The sequence below is a fragment of the uncultured Acetobacteroides sp. genome, from assembly GCF_963667355.2.
GTDB lineage: Bacteria > Bacteroidota > Bacteroidia > Bacteroidales > ZOR0009 > Acetobacteroides.
Genome location: NZ_OY763328.2, coordinates 1,133,884 through 1,149,952 on the forward strand (window position 1 = coordinate 1,133,884; position 16,069 = coordinate 1,149,952).

12 protein-coding genes are annotated in these 16,069 nt (G+C 49.1%); 4 read left to right on the forward strand and 8 right to left on the reverse strand.

Annotated elements, in window-relative coordinates; genetic code table 11:
• Positions 1 to 371: 371 nt before the first annotated feature.
• Positions 372 to 1,121 carry a DUF6261 family protein gene (locus ACHZA1_RS04785; RefSeq protein WP_320054094.1) on the reverse strand — a complete coding sequence of 250 codons (750 nt, stop codon included), beginning with the start codon at positions 1,119 to 1,121 and terminating at the stop codon, positions 372 to 374.
• A 575-nt stretch (positions 1,122 to 1,696) separates the two neighbouring features.
• Here ACHZA1_RS04785 and ACHZA1_RS04790 point away from each other — a divergent pair.
• A complete protein-coding gene (locus ACHZA1_RS04790) occupies positions 1,697 to 2,608 on the forward strand; it encodes a hypothetical protein (RefSeq protein ID WP_320054095.1) in 912 nt (303 codons plus the stop codon).
• 278 nt (positions 2,609 to 2,886) lie between these two features.
• On the opposite strand, the gene ACHZA1_RS04795 is transcribed toward ACHZA1_RS04790, so the two are convergent.
• Positions 2,887 to 6,159 carry a PDZ domain-containing protein gene (locus ACHZA1_RS04795; RefSeq protein ID WP_320054096.1) on the reverse strand — a complete coding sequence of 1,091 codons (3,273 nt, stop codon included), beginning with the start codon at positions 6,157 to 6,159 and terminating at the stop codon, positions 2,887 to 2,889.
• Between the two features lie 280 nt (positions 6,160 to 6,439).
• Here ACHZA1_RS04795 and ACHZA1_RS04800 point away from each other — a divergent pair, with 280 nt between their 5' ends.
• The gene (locus ACHZA1_RS04800) at positions 6,440 to 7,291 is read left to right on the forward strand and encodes a polysaccharide deacetylase family protein (protein WP_320054097.1); all 852 of its coding nucleotides are present in this window, start codon (positions 6,440 to 6,442) and stop codon (positions 7,289 to 7,291) included.
• On the opposite strand, the gene ACHZA1_RS04805 is transcribed toward ACHZA1_RS04800, so the two are convergent.
• From ACHZA1_RS04805 to ACHZA1_RS04825, 5 genes are all read right to left on the reverse strand, one after another.
• Entirely contained in the window at positions 7,266 to 8,033 is a 768-nt protein-coding gene (locus ACHZA1_RS04805) for a creatininase family protein (RefSeq protein WP_320054098.1), read from the reverse strand. The two genes, ACHZA1_RS04800 and ACHZA1_RS04805, sit on opposite strands and share 26 nt — an antisense overlap.
• A 51-nt stretch (positions 8,034 to 8,084) precedes the next feature.
• Positions 8,085 to 8,699: a CPBP family intramembrane glutamic endopeptidase gene (locus ACHZA1_RS04810; protein WP_320054099.1), complete on the reverse strand. Its 615-nt coding sequence runs from the start codon at positions 8,697 to 8,699 to the stop codon at positions 8,085 to 8,087.
• Positions 8,700 to 8,967: 268 nt separating this feature from the next.
• Complete coding sequence (gene trxA, locus ACHZA1_RS04815) at positions 8,968 to 9,444, reverse strand: thioredoxin (protein ID WP_320054100.1); 477 nt, start codon at positions 9,442 to 9,444, stop codon at positions 8,968 to 8,970.
• A gap of 20 nt (positions 9,445 to 9,464) precedes the next feature.
• Complete coding sequence (locus ACHZA1_RS04820; RefSeq protein WP_320054101.1) at positions 9,465 to 9,677, reverse strand: hypothetical protein; 213 nt, start codon at positions 9,675 to 9,677, stop codon at positions 9,465 to 9,467.
• Between the two features lie 64 nt (positions 9,678 to 9,741).
• Positions 9,742 to 10,380 (reverse strand): Crp/Fnr family transcriptional regulator, encoded by a 639-nt coding sequence (locus ACHZA1_RS04825; protein WP_320054102.1) that lies wholly within the window; start codon positions 10,378 to 10,380, stop codon positions 9,742 to 9,744.
• Between the two features lie 760 nt (positions 10,381 to 11,140).
• Between ACHZA1_RS04825 and ACHZA1_RS04830 the strand changes: the two genes are divergently transcribed.
• Positions 11,141 to 14,266 (forward strand): glycoside hydrolase family 2 TIM barrel-domain containing protein, encoded by a 3,126-nt coding sequence (locus ACHZA1_RS04830; RefSeq protein ID WP_320054103.1) that lies wholly within the window; start codon positions 11,141 to 11,143, stop codon positions 14,264 to 14,266.
• A gap of 107 nt (positions 14,267 to 14,373) precedes the next feature.
• Positions 14,374 to 14,589 (forward strand): VF530 family protein, encoded by a 216-nt coding sequence (locus ACHZA1_RS04835; RefSeq protein ID WP_320054104.1) that lies wholly within the window; start codon positions 14,374 to 14,376, stop codon positions 14,587 to 14,589.
• A 348-nt stretch (positions 14,590 to 14,937) separates the two neighbouring features.
• Here the strand turns inward: ACHZA1_RS04835 and ACHZA1_RS04840 are convergent, their stop codons facing one another.
• Positions 14,938 to 16,056 (reverse strand): DEAD/DEAH box helicase, encoded by a 1,119-nt coding sequence (locus ACHZA1_RS04840; protein ID WP_320054105.1) that lies wholly within the window; start codon positions 16,054 to 16,056, stop codon positions 14,938 to 14,940.
• Between the last annotated feature and the right edge of the window lie 13 nt (positions 16,057 to 16,069).

Here is a 16,069-nt window from a genome sequence, read left to right on the forward strand (position 1 = left end):
GATTTCGCTTAAAAAAAACATCGAACATAATGGGAGTGGACGTAAAGGAATCAGCAAGTCGTAGCACAAAGCATATCCCCCTTTGGAGGGGGAAGGGGGAGGAAAGTAGACGTTAGAGGTAAAAACTTGATGCTAATGACTGCTATAAACTTCTAAAAGATCCACCCCCTACCCCCGCCGGCGGGGGATATCCTTCGAAATAGAGTAGTGTAAATCATAAAGACGAAATCCCTAGCTGTCGGCTGCTTTTCTGGTTCTATGTGCTGCAAGATGGCCGCGGGTGATACCAAAAGCGAAAGGGGCTTTACAGCCCCTTTCTTTACTAACCAATTATGTACTCATATGAAGTCCTGCACTCACTGCAGTATGCCTTATTTATCTTTGGGTTTCTCTTTCTCTTTCTCTTTCTTGGCCTTTTCGCGTAGAGTAGCTCGGAGGGTAACGTTCTTGCGGTATCGGGCAATAACCTTGTTGATCTCGATCGAAAGCGCCTGAAGCTCTGGGGTTGGCTCAAATTCAATCTTCATATTGATGTAGCGGAAGAGCTTATCGATATTCGAGCCCAGCTCCCTGGCGATATCGGTGGCGGCAGCTTCTTCCGACTTCTTGCTGGCGTCGCGCTTGGCGATACCACTTTTTACCTTCTGCTGGCCATCTCTAATATCCTGCAGCCAGATGTCGCCCTGAATTGTGGTTATATCCTTTTTCAGCTCGGGGTTGCTGTCGATGGCGCCAAGGAAGTTGTCAATTGCCGTAGTCTCCTTGGCAAGCGAAAGGTCGGCCATGTTCTCACCAAAGTCCTTGAAGAGGTTTAGAACGCGCTGCCCTGCCGTTGCCCAAGCGGGGTCGGTACGGTTGGCGCTATGATCGGCGGCACTCTTTAGCGATCGGGTTCCGCCGTCGCGAAGGTCGTCGCCCTCGTTAACATCGGAGGTCAGCTCCGGATGGCTTATCGCTTTTGCGGCTACCTTAAGACGGGAGTAGACCGTTCCTACCGGTTCGATGTAGGATTTAAAGGTGGGGCTTTCGCCTAATGCGGTTTTTACCATTGGAAATACCTCGTCGGTAAAGTTTTGCTTCTCGTCTAGGCTTAGCTTTTTGAAACCAATTGGGTCAATCATAATCTTTAGTTTTCATAAGTTTTACAATACGAATGCTAAAATAGCAAAATAACATTAAAGCAAACCAAATTTTACGCATCTTTTTTTTGAAAAAATAAATGTAGGGGGTGTTGCAGGGGTGCAATTGCTCCGCCGGACTTCGGTGAACCATTTGCAGGGGTGCAATTGCTCCGCCAGACTTCGGTGGGCCACTTGCAGGGGTGCAAGAGCTCCACCAGACTTCGGTGAACCATTTGCAGGGGTGCAAGAGCTCCACCAGACTTCGGTGAACCATTTGCAGGGGTGTAATTGCTCCGCCAGACTTCGGTGGGCTAATTACAGGGGTGTAATTGCTCTGGTAGACGTCTTAAGTATCTGTAGCTACCCACCGATAAAAGCAAAATAAAACGAATACTACATAAATGCAGATACCACCACGGCTGCGCTTGCTTTTTTGCTACTTTTGGTTGCGTTCGGTAGACTTCGCCTAGCCTCGAGCGATGATGTAGGCTACGGTGTACAGGGAGGGTTAAAGATTTAAAAGAGTTCGTTGTAATTACCAATAAACAAATATATATATGTTGTGTAGGACTGAAATGTTAGTAGAAAAACCCATTGATGAAATAATATCTGAATTTAAAAATTTAGATTTATCTAAACAACCAGTTAATGAGATTCAGAAATTGATGACTCAAGTAGGTAGAGTTAGTTATATGCGTATTGTTATTCATAAAGGGGCAACATTTATGAGAGCGAGACCAAACAAAGAAGACGAGCGATTTAGAAACAAATCAGACTTGTCATTCAAACCGCAAATTTTCAATAAAACATACCAAAGAGCAAGTACACCAAATCAAACAATGTTTTATGCAAGTTTTTTACCAGTGATTCCTTCACCATTAGAGTTTAATACAAGAATAATAGGAGCTCTTGAATCATTACCATGGTTAAGAGATAAAACGACTTCAGGTTACAAGAGAATAACATTTAGCAAATGGCTAGCTGAAGAGGATTTGAATTTATTTGCAATTATTGCTAAAGATGAATTTTACACTGAAAATGATTATACAAAGGAAATAGTTGATGCTTATAATAATTTCATAAAACAAGAAGACGTTTTGTTTGTAGAAAGATCTCTTAAGTATCATAAATTTATTGCTGATGAATTTGCAAAAGAGGTGGATGATGACACTGATTATATGATTTCAGCATTGTTCACTGAAACAGTAACGCAAAACCCTAATATAGACGGTATACTTTATCCAAGTATGAGAGTTAATGGAAAGGGATTCAATGTTGCTATTAAACCTGAGTCATGTAAAAAAATAGCTTTATATGCTGCTGGAGAGTGCTCAATATATAAGAGAAAAGGACAAACTGTAATTGGGAATGATTCTATAGTCGAATTAGATGGTAAAACAGATAATTTTGAATTTGCTGAAATTCCAAACTATCGAAAAGAATGCTTGGAACAATTAGGAGTGAAGACTATAGATGAACTAATATAAAAATGGTCAAAACGTGGTATCGTCAACAAGCGGGTGGAATTGCAAGTGGAGATTTACAGAACCCCGCCGCTTGCCAAATATAAGTAGCGGACTAAAACCACCAATGAATGGTAAACTTGCAAACACATAAGCGCAGCCAAGGTATGACTGCGCTTGCTTTTTGCTACACTTGGCAATGCTTGGGTGCTACAGCTTTACCACCTTTACAATTAATTCAAAAGAAAAGGCCTGACAGGTTTCGGAAACCTGTCAGGCCTATATTCTCAGAAAGAAATATCCTACTTGATATCCTTCTCAATCCACTTGCTTCTATCGGGAGCGGCAGGAGGCGTCACCTTCTTTACAGGATTAGCGTTGAGCTCCTTTAGCAGCTCCTCTACGGCACGTTCGATGCAGGGATCTTCGCCCTTGGCCAGCTTTTCGGGTCGATCAACCACCTCGATGTCGGGCGATACGCCTTGTCCCTCGACAATCCACTGACCATTCTCGTCGTAGATACCGAATTGTGGAACGGAGAGCGAACCACCATCAACAAGGTTGGCGTTGCCGCTGATGCCGACTAAGCCACCCCAGGTGCGGGTACCAATTAGCTTACCCTGCCCAGTCTTGCGGAAGAAGTAGGGAAGCGCATCACCACCCGACGACGAGTAGCCGTTGATAAGCATGGCCTTTGGCCCATCGTGAGCAACCCCTGGCGTTTTCATTGGCTGTAAGCCGTTGCGATACCAGTAAACCAGCGTGCGGCGGTCTATCATATTAATCATTCTATCGGGGATAAAGCCACCACCGTTGTAGCGGTCGTCGATGATGAGCGCCTCCTTATCGTGGTAGGCGTACATGCCGCGGTGCAGCTCGCGGTTACCCTCAACGGCGGTATTGGGCAGGTAGATGTAGCCAATTCGGCCACCCGAGAGCTTATCGACCATAGCCCTGCGCTCGTTAACCCAATCGAGTCCCATCAGCTCGAGCTCGCTTTCGATAGGCTTAATAGTTGAGGTACGTGCTCCATTCAGGCTTCCATTGGCGCTAACGGTAATCTCGACATTTACGTTGGCCAGATTCTCAAGATACTCGTAGGGGTTAGCCTTGGTGGTGATGTCCTTTCCGTTGATGCTGATGAGGTAGTCGCCCTCCTTAACATCTACGCCCTGCTCGGTAAGCGGCGAGCGACGCTCGGGGTTCCAGTTTTCGCCCTGGTAGATCTTGGCAATCTTATAGCGACCGACGGCATCATCAGCAACCAGATTAGCACCGAGGAGACCGGTATCCACACGCTTTACGCGCTTGATGTCGCCCCAGTCCACGTAGGCATGCCCAACGTTTGCCTCCGACACCACCTCATTCAGGATGTAGTCGAGGTCGAAACGGCTAGGCGCGTAAGGTACCAAAGCGCTGTAACGCTCCTTAACGGCATTCCAGTCTACCCCATGAAGGTTGGAAACGTAGAAGTAGTCGCGGAAGATGCGCCAAGCATCGGTGTATATCTGGTTCCACTCCTGGCGAGGGAATATCTTCAGCTCCAGCTTATCCAGGTTCAGCTTGCCAGCGCCAGCCTTTTGTCCGGTGGTAACCTTGGCAATGCCAAAGTCCTTTTTAGCGCTGTACATGAAGCTCTTTCCATCGGCAGAAGCAATAACGCTACCTACGCCATCCATAACCTCCTCGCACTTCGCGTCGGCAATGCTGTAGCGCATCAGCTTATCCTTCGAGGTATAGAGAACGCCACCATCAACGCTACCCACAATGCTGTAGGCATCGGCATCCATCGGCAACGCCATCACGCGGCTATTGATGCCATCGAAGTCGATAGAAACAGAAACAGGCACCTGATCTTTACTAGCGGCCTCCTCCTTTTCCTTTCCAGATTTCTTAGGATCCTCTGCCTTCTTATCCTCGGCAACCGACTCTACGTCATTCTTATCTTTAGTCAGCTTCGACCCATCGTTCTTAAGGGCTACGGCATAGATCTTAGAGGCGTTATTGTAGAGGTAGTTGAACTCGAAGCTGGAGAATGCTAGGTTAAAGTCGCGGTTCGATACAAAGAAGATAAACTTTCCGTCGCGGCTGAACACAGGCTGAATGTTGATAAAGGTGTTATCCAGCAGCTGCGATGCCTTACCATTAGGGATATTGTAAACCCATACGGTTGGTTGACCGTTGCTGCCCTCCTTGGTGTAGGTTATCCACTGCGAGTCGGGCGAGAAAGTGTAGGTAGTAATCTCGTCGTTTACGGCATGGTCGATCACCGACTGCTTCCCAGTTTGCGTATCAACAAGGTAAAGGTTCAGCGTGCGATCGCTGTACACCAGGTAACGGCTATTGGGCGACCACTCGGAGCCGTACTTCCAAGCCTTAGAGCCGGTGGTTAGCTGGCGTGGAGCAGCCCCCTTCTTATTCTCGAGTAGGTAAACCTCGTACTCGCCAGTTGCATCGGAATGGTAGGCGATGTACTTGCCGTTGGGCGACCAGGTAGGATATACCTCGCGAACGCCAGGCGTTTGGGTGAGGTTCTCGATCACCCCATTTTCGGCAGGCACCGAGAAGATATCGCCGCGAGCATCAAACAGGGCACGCTTCCCGGTTGGCGAAATGGCGTAGCTGTGGATGTCATCCTTTACATTCTTATAGTAGGGCAGCAGGTTGGTGTTGTCGAAGCTGATGTTCACCTTCACCTTTTCGTCTTTGCCTGTTGCTGTGTTCAGCTTATACAGGTATCCGCCATTCTCGTAAGCGATCTGACCGTTGCGTCCCGAAGGCCACATCACGTCAAAATCCTTATGGAAGGTAACCTGCTCGTTCTGCTTGGTCTTAGTATTATACTTGTAGATGTTGAGCTTGAGGTCGCGATCCGAAGCGTAGTAGATGTTATCGCCAACCCAGGTAGGCCACTGATCGGTTCCTACGAAATGGGTTATCTGCTCCGAGGTGTTCTCCTTTAGGTTGTAGGTCCACAGCTCGGTAGCACGACCGCCCTTGTAGCGCTTCCAGGTGCGGAACTCGCGATCGACAGGCGTAAAGCACACCTGCTGGGCATCGGGCGAAAGCACCGCAAAGCCACCGTCGATAATGGGGAGCGGCTTCTCGAGCCCACCATCGAGGCTAACTAGGAAGTACCTCCCGTTACGTTCGCCAAAGGGAGTACGGTTGGCGCGAATCATAACCTGCTTGCTATCGGGCGTCCAATCGAGCACCACGTTGTCGTATCCACCACGGGGAGGCATAATGCCCACCGAGTTGTAGTAGGTAAGCTGGCGGGCAGGGCCCCCTTCGGATGGCATCACCCAAATCTGACGGCTGCCGGAGTACTCGGCCGAAAAGGCAATCCACTTGCCATCGGGCGAGATCTTAGGGAAAAGTTCCAGCCCCTCGTGCGAGGTAAGCCGCTTGGCATCGCCACCGTTGGCATCCACCGACCAGATATCGCCGGCGTAAACGAACACAATCTTATTTCCGTTGATGTCGGGATAGCGAAGCATTCGGGCATCGTCGATGGCCATTGCCGCCGACGTGAACCCCATAATGGCCACCAATCCCAGAAGTTTTCGTAGCATAATGTTTTGTTTATGGTAGTTTACAATAAACGTTAAAAGTAACGGTTTATTCGTAAAGATATTCTCGGTGAGACGAAAAATAAAACGACGACTAAAATATTATGTTCTTAGACTCTTAAACACGATTGCTGCTCTAACAGAAGTCTTCACGGTATCGGGAAGCGCCGTTGCAGGAGCAAAGCCTGCACTATTTAACAGCCAATATTTCGAACAAAAGAGATGAATGGCGTCTTTTGTAGAAGAATTACCCATAATAGAGCAACCTGTATATTCAAAAACGATGATTTTTCTTTTAGCATTCATGCTCCTGGCAAAAGAGGGGCAAACTCAGTACTCCAATCGCCAGCTAATAAAGCAACTCAACAACGATAAAACATATATCGAGCAAAAATCCAAAATTGTAAGTCAATTTCAGAATACGACACCTGGCCGTTGGGGCGAATTTGTAAAGGGAGTTGACGAGGATATTGCCACCTCGTCAAAGGTTATCGCCTTTACCTTCGATGCCTGTGGAGGTGGTCGCAAGGGGAATCGCTACAACAGCCCGCTCATCGAATACCTGAGAGCCGAGAAGGTACCTGCAACCCTTTTCGTTACTGGGTTATGGATAGATGCCAACCCGAAAACCTTTTTGCAGCTGGCAAAGGATACGCTCTTCGAAATTGAAAACCACGGCTTCCGCCACCGACCATGCGCCGTTAAGGGCGAAAGCGAGTACGGCATTAAGGGAACCGCCACCCCTGCCGATGCTTTCGACGAGATGGAGGCTAACGCCATAAAAATAGAGAGGCTAACGGGACGTAAACCCAAGTTCTACCGCTCGGCCACCGCCTTTACCGACGAAGCAGGGGTAAGAATTGCTTCGAAGCTGGGCATTACCGTAATCAGCTTTGATATTCTGTCAGGAGATGCTGTTCCAAAGACCAGCGCCCAAGAAATTGTAAAGAATGTAACTGAGAATGCCAAGCCAGGTGCCATTGTTATTATGCACTTTAACCACCCAGAGAGTAATTTGGTGGAGGCTATGCGTAAAATCGTACCCCAGCTGCGAAGCATGGGATACCGATTTGTTAGACTAGAGGGATTGCCCCTGAAAGGAAAGCAACCTAAGAAATCCGCTGATAGATATTAGCCACCTTTACCAGCTTTACGAGCAGACTGGCAAGGTCGGCTACAAGCGTATCAACCACCAAGGCGCCCAGTTCAGGCGTTGCACTTCTTGGATCGCCCACGCCGGTATCCTCCGACACCTCCGACCAATCGCGGGGAGTCCAAGCCCACCCTTCGTTTAGCGCACTGATATTAAAGCCAACGCTACGTCCGCTGCCAGCATCCTCCATCGAGGAAACCAATTCGGGAAATAGACGCATCATAATGCAGGTATCTAGGGCACCTGCATGCTCTCCAGGGTTCTCGACAAGCTTAGGAATGGAAGGGTGCCTCCACCATTCCACAACAACTACCAATAGCTCGGGGTACTTCAGCTGCAGATCACGGATGGCAAAGTGAAAATCATTACCTCCATGCCCATTGAAAATAACGAAACGCTGAATACCCTGCCCGCATAGCGATGCTGCGATATCGTCCAAGATGGCAAGCTGCGTAGTTGTCCGCAAATTTATGCAACCAGGCACCTCTCGCTGTCCTTGATTTTGAGATCCAAAAGGAATCGGGGGAAGCACAATCGCATTTATGCCCTGCCCGTTGGCAAGGTTAGCTGCACTCACCGAAAGCTCTTCGGCCTGATAAAAGTCGGTTCCATAGGGAAGATGATATCCGTGAGGTTCGGTTGCACCCCAGGGTAAGATAGCGACATCAACAATAGCAGAATTCAGCTGCCTAAAATTCTTCTGACCTAAACGACTTGTTTCCATTTCCATACTTTATATGGGCAGCAAATGTAGCAATTTATAGTCCCCAATGTTTCAGTTAAAAAAGATATTCCCCAACCCCACCGTAAAGAGTATAATCCCCACAATAGCATGCTCTACGGATATTGCCGCCAGCGACCGATGGCGGAGATAGGCAAAGCTCCATAACAGCCCAATACAAAACGAGCAGGCTACCGCAATCCAGTTGTGGAAAACAATATGGAGAAAAGCGAAAAGAGTTGCACTAGCAATTGCCATCACCTTTTCGTTACGAAAAAGAAGCTTGTACCGATTAAAGAAGAACGAACGGTAAATAAACTCCTGAGGAATTACCGACCAGATTGGGTAAAGGAAGAAAACAGCAACCCAGTACATCGGCTTGTCGTAAGGTAGCACAAACAGATAACTAGGAATAATGATATAGGTAAGCGCTAAAATAGTCAGCGTTGCAATTAGCACCCTCAACAGAAGCCCAACCCATCCCTTAAACCCTATAAACGAAAGGCTACTCCGCTTAAAGTTTCGGTTAATCAGAAGAACCGCCAAGCAATACCCAAAAACCAGAGAGAGCGTTACTAGCTTATGGATGGGAATGTACTTAAAGTAGAAAAGTAACGGAATCACCACGTATATCGTCAGCAATTCTAGCAACCGCAAACAAGCCTTCATAGCCTACCTTTATGATGGAACAGCAATGCCGATACAAGCAGCAGGACTAAAAAACTTTAAGTATAAAATGCTTTTAGGACAAGCACCAAGGCTAAATAAGATCGCTTAATAGGAAGAAAGGAGGAAACCGCTTACATCGACGAATTTATGCTATACTAACAGCATCGATCAAGTGAGGGTTCATGTCTATTTCCAATTTTAGGTTAGGAGAAAGTTAAAAAGGATGGAGCATCTCCATCCTTTTAGCGTTATAAAGTCAAGGTTCGAATTACTTCTTCGAAAGTAGAACCTGTTGAATAACCTGTTCGATCTGCTCCTCGCCCATTGCCCCATTAACAACCTGTGCCTGCCCAGTTTTCGGATAAAAGTACATAGTAGGAATACTTTGGATGCCATGCGCAGAGGCAAGATCGCTCTCCTGATCTACATCCACCTTGTAGATGTTAATCTTACCGGCATACTTCTTAGCCAACTTCTCAAGGATTGGCGCCACACGCTTGCAGGGACCGCACCATGTTGCGTAAAAGTCAACAATAACGGGTAGCTTACCCTCAAAAACTAGGGCCTTGGGATTTTTCTCGTAGTTCCACACCAGCTTCAGGTAGTCGGCCTTGGTGATGTGCTTAATGCCCACCGCAACCGCCGCTTTAGGTGCCTTCGCGCTGCTGGCCTTTGCCTTCTTCTGTCCATAACCTACGCCAGCAAGCAGCATACTGGCTAGGGCCACTAGTAGAATCTTCTTCATGTCTCTATCTTTTGTTTTAATTATTCTTGCCTGTCAACACGCTTCTCCCCTTTCTTGTTTGATGATCCCAGCAGCAGGCCAATCAGCCCAAACCAGAACATCGACATGTAGGGGTTAGAGGTAATGGGGCATGATCCGGAGCTGCACCCAATAAACCTCCAGTACAAAAAACCACCGAGCACTCCTAATAGCGCTCCTACTATCCTCCAAAAATATTGCCTGAAGTAGCTCATCATTTTCCGATTTAGCAAACAACTTATATCTGTTTGCCAAAAATAGCTTGCCGTAGTATTCTTATCAGTGATTTTTGTCACCGTTGGAATTGGCACCAATAGATGGAAGGATTCGAACAAACGATCGGTTCACCTCCACGTATCCACCATCCTCGAGCTTCTTGAGCAAGCGGGTAATTACCTCGCGCGACGAGTTGAGCTCATCGGCAATTTGCTGATGAGAAAGGCTCAGCAGCTCTCCTCCTACTTTGTAATGCTGATGAAGGTAAAAGAGCAGCCTTTCGTCGAGATGCTTAAACACCACGCTGTCGAAGGTATCGAGCAGCTCCGACATTCGGAGGTTGAAGCTTTGCAGCAGGTATCGGCTCCACTCGGGGTACTCCTGCATCCACATCTCGGGATAGGGCGATGGGATAAACATCACCTCACAGTCGGTAAACGCCACGGCGCGCATGTCAGCCTGCCGCATGCGCAAGCAGCAGAGCGTCGACAGTACGCAAAGTTCGCCTGCGGAGAGGAAGTAGAGGAAGTGGGAGTTTCCCTGCTCGTCAACCCTAAAGATCTTTACCATCCCTTCCCGCACGATTACCGCCGAGCTGATGTAGCTGCCCTGACGGAAAAGCGCATCGCCTGCCGCGTAGTGCTTAAAGGAGGCCTGCGCCTCCGCTACGATCCGTAGCTCTTCCGAAAGTGTCTGGTACATGGTTGCCTTTATTTAGGTGCCGCCAATGTAGCAAGAATTGCGGACATTCCTCAGGCAGCACATGCACGGCCTAGAATTGTATGCGAAAGCATTCCTCTTTTGGTAAGCGTAATCAACACACCCCATCCAGGGTGTAATACCGCAGAAAAGGCTATGAGTAAACTATTGGATGAGAAACACTCGCTTTTCAGGGCGGTGGGCAGCACATCGGAGAGAAGCATCGAACCTCAAATTCTACAAAATAGAAACACTGACATTATGTCGCACATTCATCGTTTCAAAGCGAAGGAGTCCGAACACACTCCGAACACACCCCGAACGCACCCCGCTGACAAATTGGCATCAGAGCCTTTGCAGTACAGCAAAAAAGCAGCGCTATAGCCAAAATTTACAGGGGCAACACCTTCCCCTAGCCGAAAAGTAAAATAAAATCACAGGGACCAGCACTGCTAAACTTATCGCCACACGATACCTACACGTATCGAATTATGCATGTTCACCAACGTACAATTCCCCCACCAGTACGCCCGCAAGATTCCTATACCACCATTATGACTATTTACTACACCTTTTGCCTTTGACAACTGCCCCTTGCAATTGCTATATTTATCGCCGATAGGCGAAGGCCTGGTTATGGCGGGCAACAGCTAACCATGGGGAGGCAGCCCCCCCTCGTAGCGGCAACGCGGAGGCACACTAGCCCCCGTGGTTAACCGCAGCAAACAACAAAAAATTTAACAACCTAATAAGTACTAATTTTATGAAATACTCTCTACGGAGGTGCCTGCAGCTAGCGCTGCTACTATACGCCTCCTCGGCATTTGCCCAAAAGGACGAATGGAAAGATCCAAACGCCAACGAGGTGAACCGCTACCCAATGCATGCCAACTTCTTCTCGTACGAATCGAAGGAGAAGGCGCTAAAGGGTTCCATGAAGGCCTCCGATCGCTTCCTTAGCCTTAATGGGAACTGGAAGTTCAACTGGGTTAAGGATGCAGATGCTCGCCCTACCGATTTCTACAACTTAGGCTACAACGACCTAGCGTGGGCCAACATGCCCGTTCCTGGAATTTGGGAACTAAACGGTTTTGGGAAGCTGCAGTACGTAAATGCAGGCTACCCTTGGTCGAACCAGTTTACGCCCGACCCTCCAAAAATCCCTACAGAGAATAATCACGTTGGCTCGTATCGCCGTGTAATCGACCTTCCTTCCGACTGGAACGGCAAGCAGGTAATTGCCCACTTCGGATCCGTATCGTCGAACATGTACCTTTGGGTGAACGGCAAGTATGTTGGCTACAGCGAAGACAGCAAACTGGAGGCCGAGTTCGATATCACCAAGTACCTCAAGCCTGGGAAGAATCTCATCGCCTTTCAGGTGTTCCGCTGGTGCGATGGTTCGTACCTCGAAGATCAGGACTTCCTTCGCGTTTCGGGGGTAGCCCGCGACTGCTACCTCTACACCCGCGAGGCAAAACGTATAGACGACATCAACGTTGAAGCCGACCTCGATAGGAACTACACCAATGGCGAACTTCGCCTTAAGCTGGATATGACCTCGCAATCGTCGGGCGCTGCTATCAGCATACAGCTTGCCAATGCCAAAGGCGAGCAGGTGGCTACCAGCACGCTTACATCAAATGGTAAGGTGATGAATTCGACCATCAAAGTGCCCAACGTAGCCAAATGGAGCGCCGAAACGCCCAACCTATACCAGCTTACGGTAACCGTTGCCCAAGGAAGCAAGATAATCGAAGTTATTCCGCTAAAGGTAGGCTTCCGCAAGATAGAGATGCGCAATGCACAGCTGCTGGTTAACGGACAACCAGTGCTCTTTAAGGGTGCCAACCGCCACGAGATGGATCCAAAGACGGCATACTACGTTTCGGAGGAGCGCATGCTGCAGGACATCCGCATCATGAAGGAGAATAACATCAACGCGGTTCGCACCTGTCACTATCCAAATAATAACCTGTGGTACGACCTGTGCGACCAGTACGGTATCTACATGGTTGCCGAAGCAAACATAGAATCGCACGGTATGGGGTATGGCGAAAAGACGCTTGCCAAGAATCCGCTTTTCGAAAAGGCCCACATGGAGCGCAACCAGCGCCACGTTCAACGAAGCCGTAACCACGCCGCCATCATCACCTGGTCGCTGGGCAACGAGGCAGGTTCTGGTCCAAACTTTAAGAAATGCTACGATTGGGTGAAGAAGGCCGACACAACCCGATTCGTTCAGTACGAGCAGATGATCAGAACTGATGCATCTGACATCTACTGCCCTATGTATGCCGACTATAACCACTGCGAGAAGTACCTAAAGAGCAACCCTACCCGCCCACTGATCCAGTGCGAGTACGCCCACGCCATGGGTAACTCCGAGGGCGGATTTAAGGAGTACTGGGATCTTGTTCGCAAGTACCCAAGCTATCAAGGTGGCTACATTTGGGATTTCGTCGATCAGTCTATCCGCTTCCCCAATAAGGAGGGCAAGCCCATCCTCACCTACGGTGGCGACTGGGATCGCTACGACGCCACAGATAATAACTTCTTCGACAACGGGCTTATCAACCCCGACCGTCGCCCTAACCCGCACATGGACGAGGTAAGGCATCAGTACCAATCAATCTGGGTGAAGCCTGTTGATCTTGCTCAAGGAAAGATCGCGGTTTACAACGAGAACTTCTTCATCGACCTTTCGAGCTATCGCATGGTTTGGGAACTCGTAGCCGATGGCAATACCATCCAGCGCAACATCGTAGAAAATATGAGCGTAGCCCCTCACCAAACGCAGGAGATGACGCTACCCTACGATGCTACATCATTCGACAAGTACAAGGAGGTGCTGCTCAACGTTTACTTCGAGCAGAAGGTAGCCGATCCGCTGCTAGCCATCGGGCATCAGGTTTCCAGAAACCAGCTAAGCATTAAGGAGTACAAGGCACCTGCCAATACCCCTCTTACCAACGTATCGGAATGCGTCAACTGCCCAACGATTAACCCTAAGGTGATTGCCAACGACAACAACTACCTCCGCATAAAAGGCGATAACTTTAGCATGGACTTCAGCAAGCACTCCGGATGGATGAGCCAGTACGTGGTGAACAACCTTCCGATGTTTACCGATGAAGCTGAGCTAAAGCCTAGTTTCTGGCGTGGTCCTACCGACAACGATTTTGGTGCCAGAAACCAAATAGACTTCGCCGTGTGGAAGAATCCGACCTACGAGCTAAAGTCGCTCGACCACCAGGTAAACAATGGCGTGGTACACGTCGTTGCAACCTACTCCATTAAAGAGGTAAATGCCACCCTGACCCTTACCTACGATATCAACAACGTTGGTGAGGTACGCGTTAACCAGAAGATGGTTGCCGACAAGGGCACAAAGGCTCCCTACATGTTCCGCTTTGGCATGGAGGTGCAGCTACCCGCCAGCATGGATCGCCTGGAGTACTACGGCCGTGGTCCTATAGAGAATTACGCCGACCGTAACACCTCTACCTTTATTGGCAAGTACCGCCAAACCGTTGCCGAGCAGTTTTACCCCTTCATCCGCCCTCAGGAGAATGGTAATAAGACGGATATCCGCTGGTGGATTCAGCGCAACATCAGCGGTGATGGTCTCCGCTTCGTTGGTGCCGAACCTTTCTCTGCTTCGGCCCTAAACTTCACCACAGAACAGCTCGACGACGGCATCGATAAGCATCAGCGCCACTCCGAGGAGCTGATTCCTGTTAACTTTGTGAACCTTCACATCGATAAGGTGCAAATGGGTCTAGGTTGCGTTACCAGCTGGGGCGCAAGACCTCTTCCACAGTACATGCTACCCTACGGCGACTACGACTTTACCTTTACCATCACACCGGTAAAGAGTTCGTACTAGCCACTTAATCTGCATACCATAAAAAAAGGAGGGATCGCTTGATCCCTCCTTTTTTTATGGTAGCTGCATCGATTTTATATTTCTACCTTTGCCAATATTCCTACACCATGGAGCAAAAGAACAATCCCCTACACGGCAAAACCCTAGAGGCCATTCTCACCGAGCTGCAAGCCCGCTACGGCTGGGACGGCCTTGCCATCCGCATCAGCATCAACTGCTTTAAGGAGAACCCCAGCATAAAGTCGAGCCTAAAGTTTCTTCGCCGCACGCCTTGGGCGCGCGAGAAGCTGGAGGCGCTATACCTGCATTCGACGAAGAGGTAGATGAGGAGATGCTAGACGTTAGTTTTTAGACGTTAGATATCGATCTTGAGGTAACGCCCATAGCCGTCAGGCTAAGACCGAGTTCAAAAGTATAAACACCCAATAGCAGCACGCTATCCTCCCGCTTAGGCGGGAGGGCTGAGTGGGTTTGTTCGTTTCCCCCCTTCGCGTTCTTAACCCACCCCCTACCTCCCGTCCAAACGGGAGGATTCAGAGCCCTGATTAAACGTTCCAGAGATTCTTTATCGACTTTAATATTTCGAACTTCATCATCCCGTTTAGCGTCTTTACGATTCCCCTTCCTATATCTTCTGAAATAACTCCATCTAACTTCCTTTAACTCCTCCTCTACAGTTCCACCTTCTTAATGCTGATGTCCAGCTTCTTTTCGATGGCCTGCAACTTATGCACCTCGTTGCTTCCGATTAAGGAAATAGACAGCCCCTTTCTACCTGCACGTGCCGTACGTCCGCTGCGGTGCGTATAGTATTCCACCTGCTCGGGAAGGTCGTAGTGCACCACGTAGGCGAGGTTCTCCACGTCGATACCGCGTGCGGCAACGTCGGTAGCCACCAGAATCTGCACGCGCTTCTTCTTAAAGGCGCGCATGGCCTTGTCGCGCTCCTTCTGCATCAGGTCGCCGTGGATGGCATCGGCCGAAATGCCGCGCTCGACGAGCTGCTGCGTTAGGGTTTGCACATCCTGACGGGTACGGCAGAAGATCACCCCACGGTTCTCGCCCTGCCCATCCAGAAATCGGCGGAGCATGGTTAGCTTATCCTTTATGGTGGTAAGCACGTAGTGGTGCGTGATGTCGCGGTTGATTACCTCCACCTTCGAGGCTTGAATACGGAACGCATCCTCGCTCATATGCGCGTCGATGATGGATTGAATGCCGTCGGGCATGGTTGCCGAGAAGAGCCACGTGGCGCGCTCCTGCGGAATATGGTTCAGAATGGCCTCAAGCTCGTCCTTAAAGCCCATGCTCAGCATCTCATCAGCCTCGTCGAGGATGGCGGTGCGCACCTGCGACAAATCCACCGCCTTCCGGTCGAGCAGATCGACAAGCCGACCCGGTGTAGCAACTAGGATATGCGTTGGCCGCGTGAGGTTGGCCACCTGCTGGTCGATCTTGGTGCCTCCATAAACGCCCTCAACAAATATCTTCTTATCCAGATGCTTGGTGAAGTGGAACAGCCCCTTGGCAATCTGCTGGCATAGCTCGCGCGTGGGCGCAAGGATCAATCCCTGTATTCTTCCATTATCCGCATCGACCTTGGCCAGCAGCGGAAGCCCAAAGGCAGCCGTTTTACCGGTGCCCGTTTGGGCTTGACCAACAAAGTCTGTTCCCTGCTCAACTAAAAACGGTATTGCTTTAACCTGAATATCGGTTGGGGTGACAATCCCCATATCGGCTAGCGCCAGTAGGTAGGGCTTTTCGATGCCCAATTCGGCAAAATTACTCAACTTGCTCTATTTT

Bases quoted from the DNA above. Each gene is read 5' to 3' on its own strand.
- ACHZA1_RS04785 (WP_320054094.1), bottom strand. From the start codon at position 1,121: ATGATTGACCCAATTGGTTTCAAAAAGCTAAGCCTAGACGAGAAGCAA.
- ACHZA1_RS04790 (WP_320054095.1), top strand. From the start codon at position 1,697: ATGTTAGTAGAAAAACCCATTGATGAAATAATATCTGAATTTAAAAAT.
- ACHZA1_RS04795 (WP_320054096.1), bottom strand. From the start codon at position 6,159: ATGCTACGAAAACTTCTGGGATTGGTGGCCATTATGGGGTTCACGTCG.
- ACHZA1_RS04800 (WP_320054097.1), top strand. From the start codon at position 6,440: ATGATTTTTCTTTTAGCATTCATGCTCCTGGCAAAAGAGGGGCAAACT.
- ACHZA1_RS04805 (WP_320054098.1), bottom strand. From the start codon at position 8,033: ATGGAAACAAGTCGTTTAGGTCAGAAGAATTTTAGGCAGCTGAATTCT.
- ACHZA1_RS04810 (WP_320054099.1), bottom strand. From the start codon at position 8,699: ATGAAGGCTTGTTTGCGGTTGCTAGAATTGCTGACGATATACGTGGTG.
- trxA (WP_320054100.1), bottom strand. From the start codon at position 9,444: ATGAAGAAGATTCTACTAGTGGCCCTAGCCAGTATGCTGCTTGCTGGC.
- ACHZA1_RS04820 (WP_320054101.1), bottom strand. From the start codon at position 9,677: ATGAGCTACTTCAGGCAATATTTTTGGAGGATAGTAGGAGCGCTATTA.
- ACHZA1_RS04825 (WP_320054102.1), bottom strand. From the start codon at position 10,380: ATGTACCAGACACTTTCGGAAGAGCTACGGATCGTAGCGGAGGCGCAG.
- ACHZA1_RS04830 (WP_320054103.1), top strand. From the start codon at position 11,141: ATGAAATACTCTCTACGGAGGTGCCTGCAGCTAGCGCTGCTACTATAC.
- ACHZA1_RS04835 (WP_320054104.1), top strand. From the start codon at position 14,374: ATGGAGCAAAAGAACAATCCCCTACACGGCAAAACCCTAGAGGCCATT.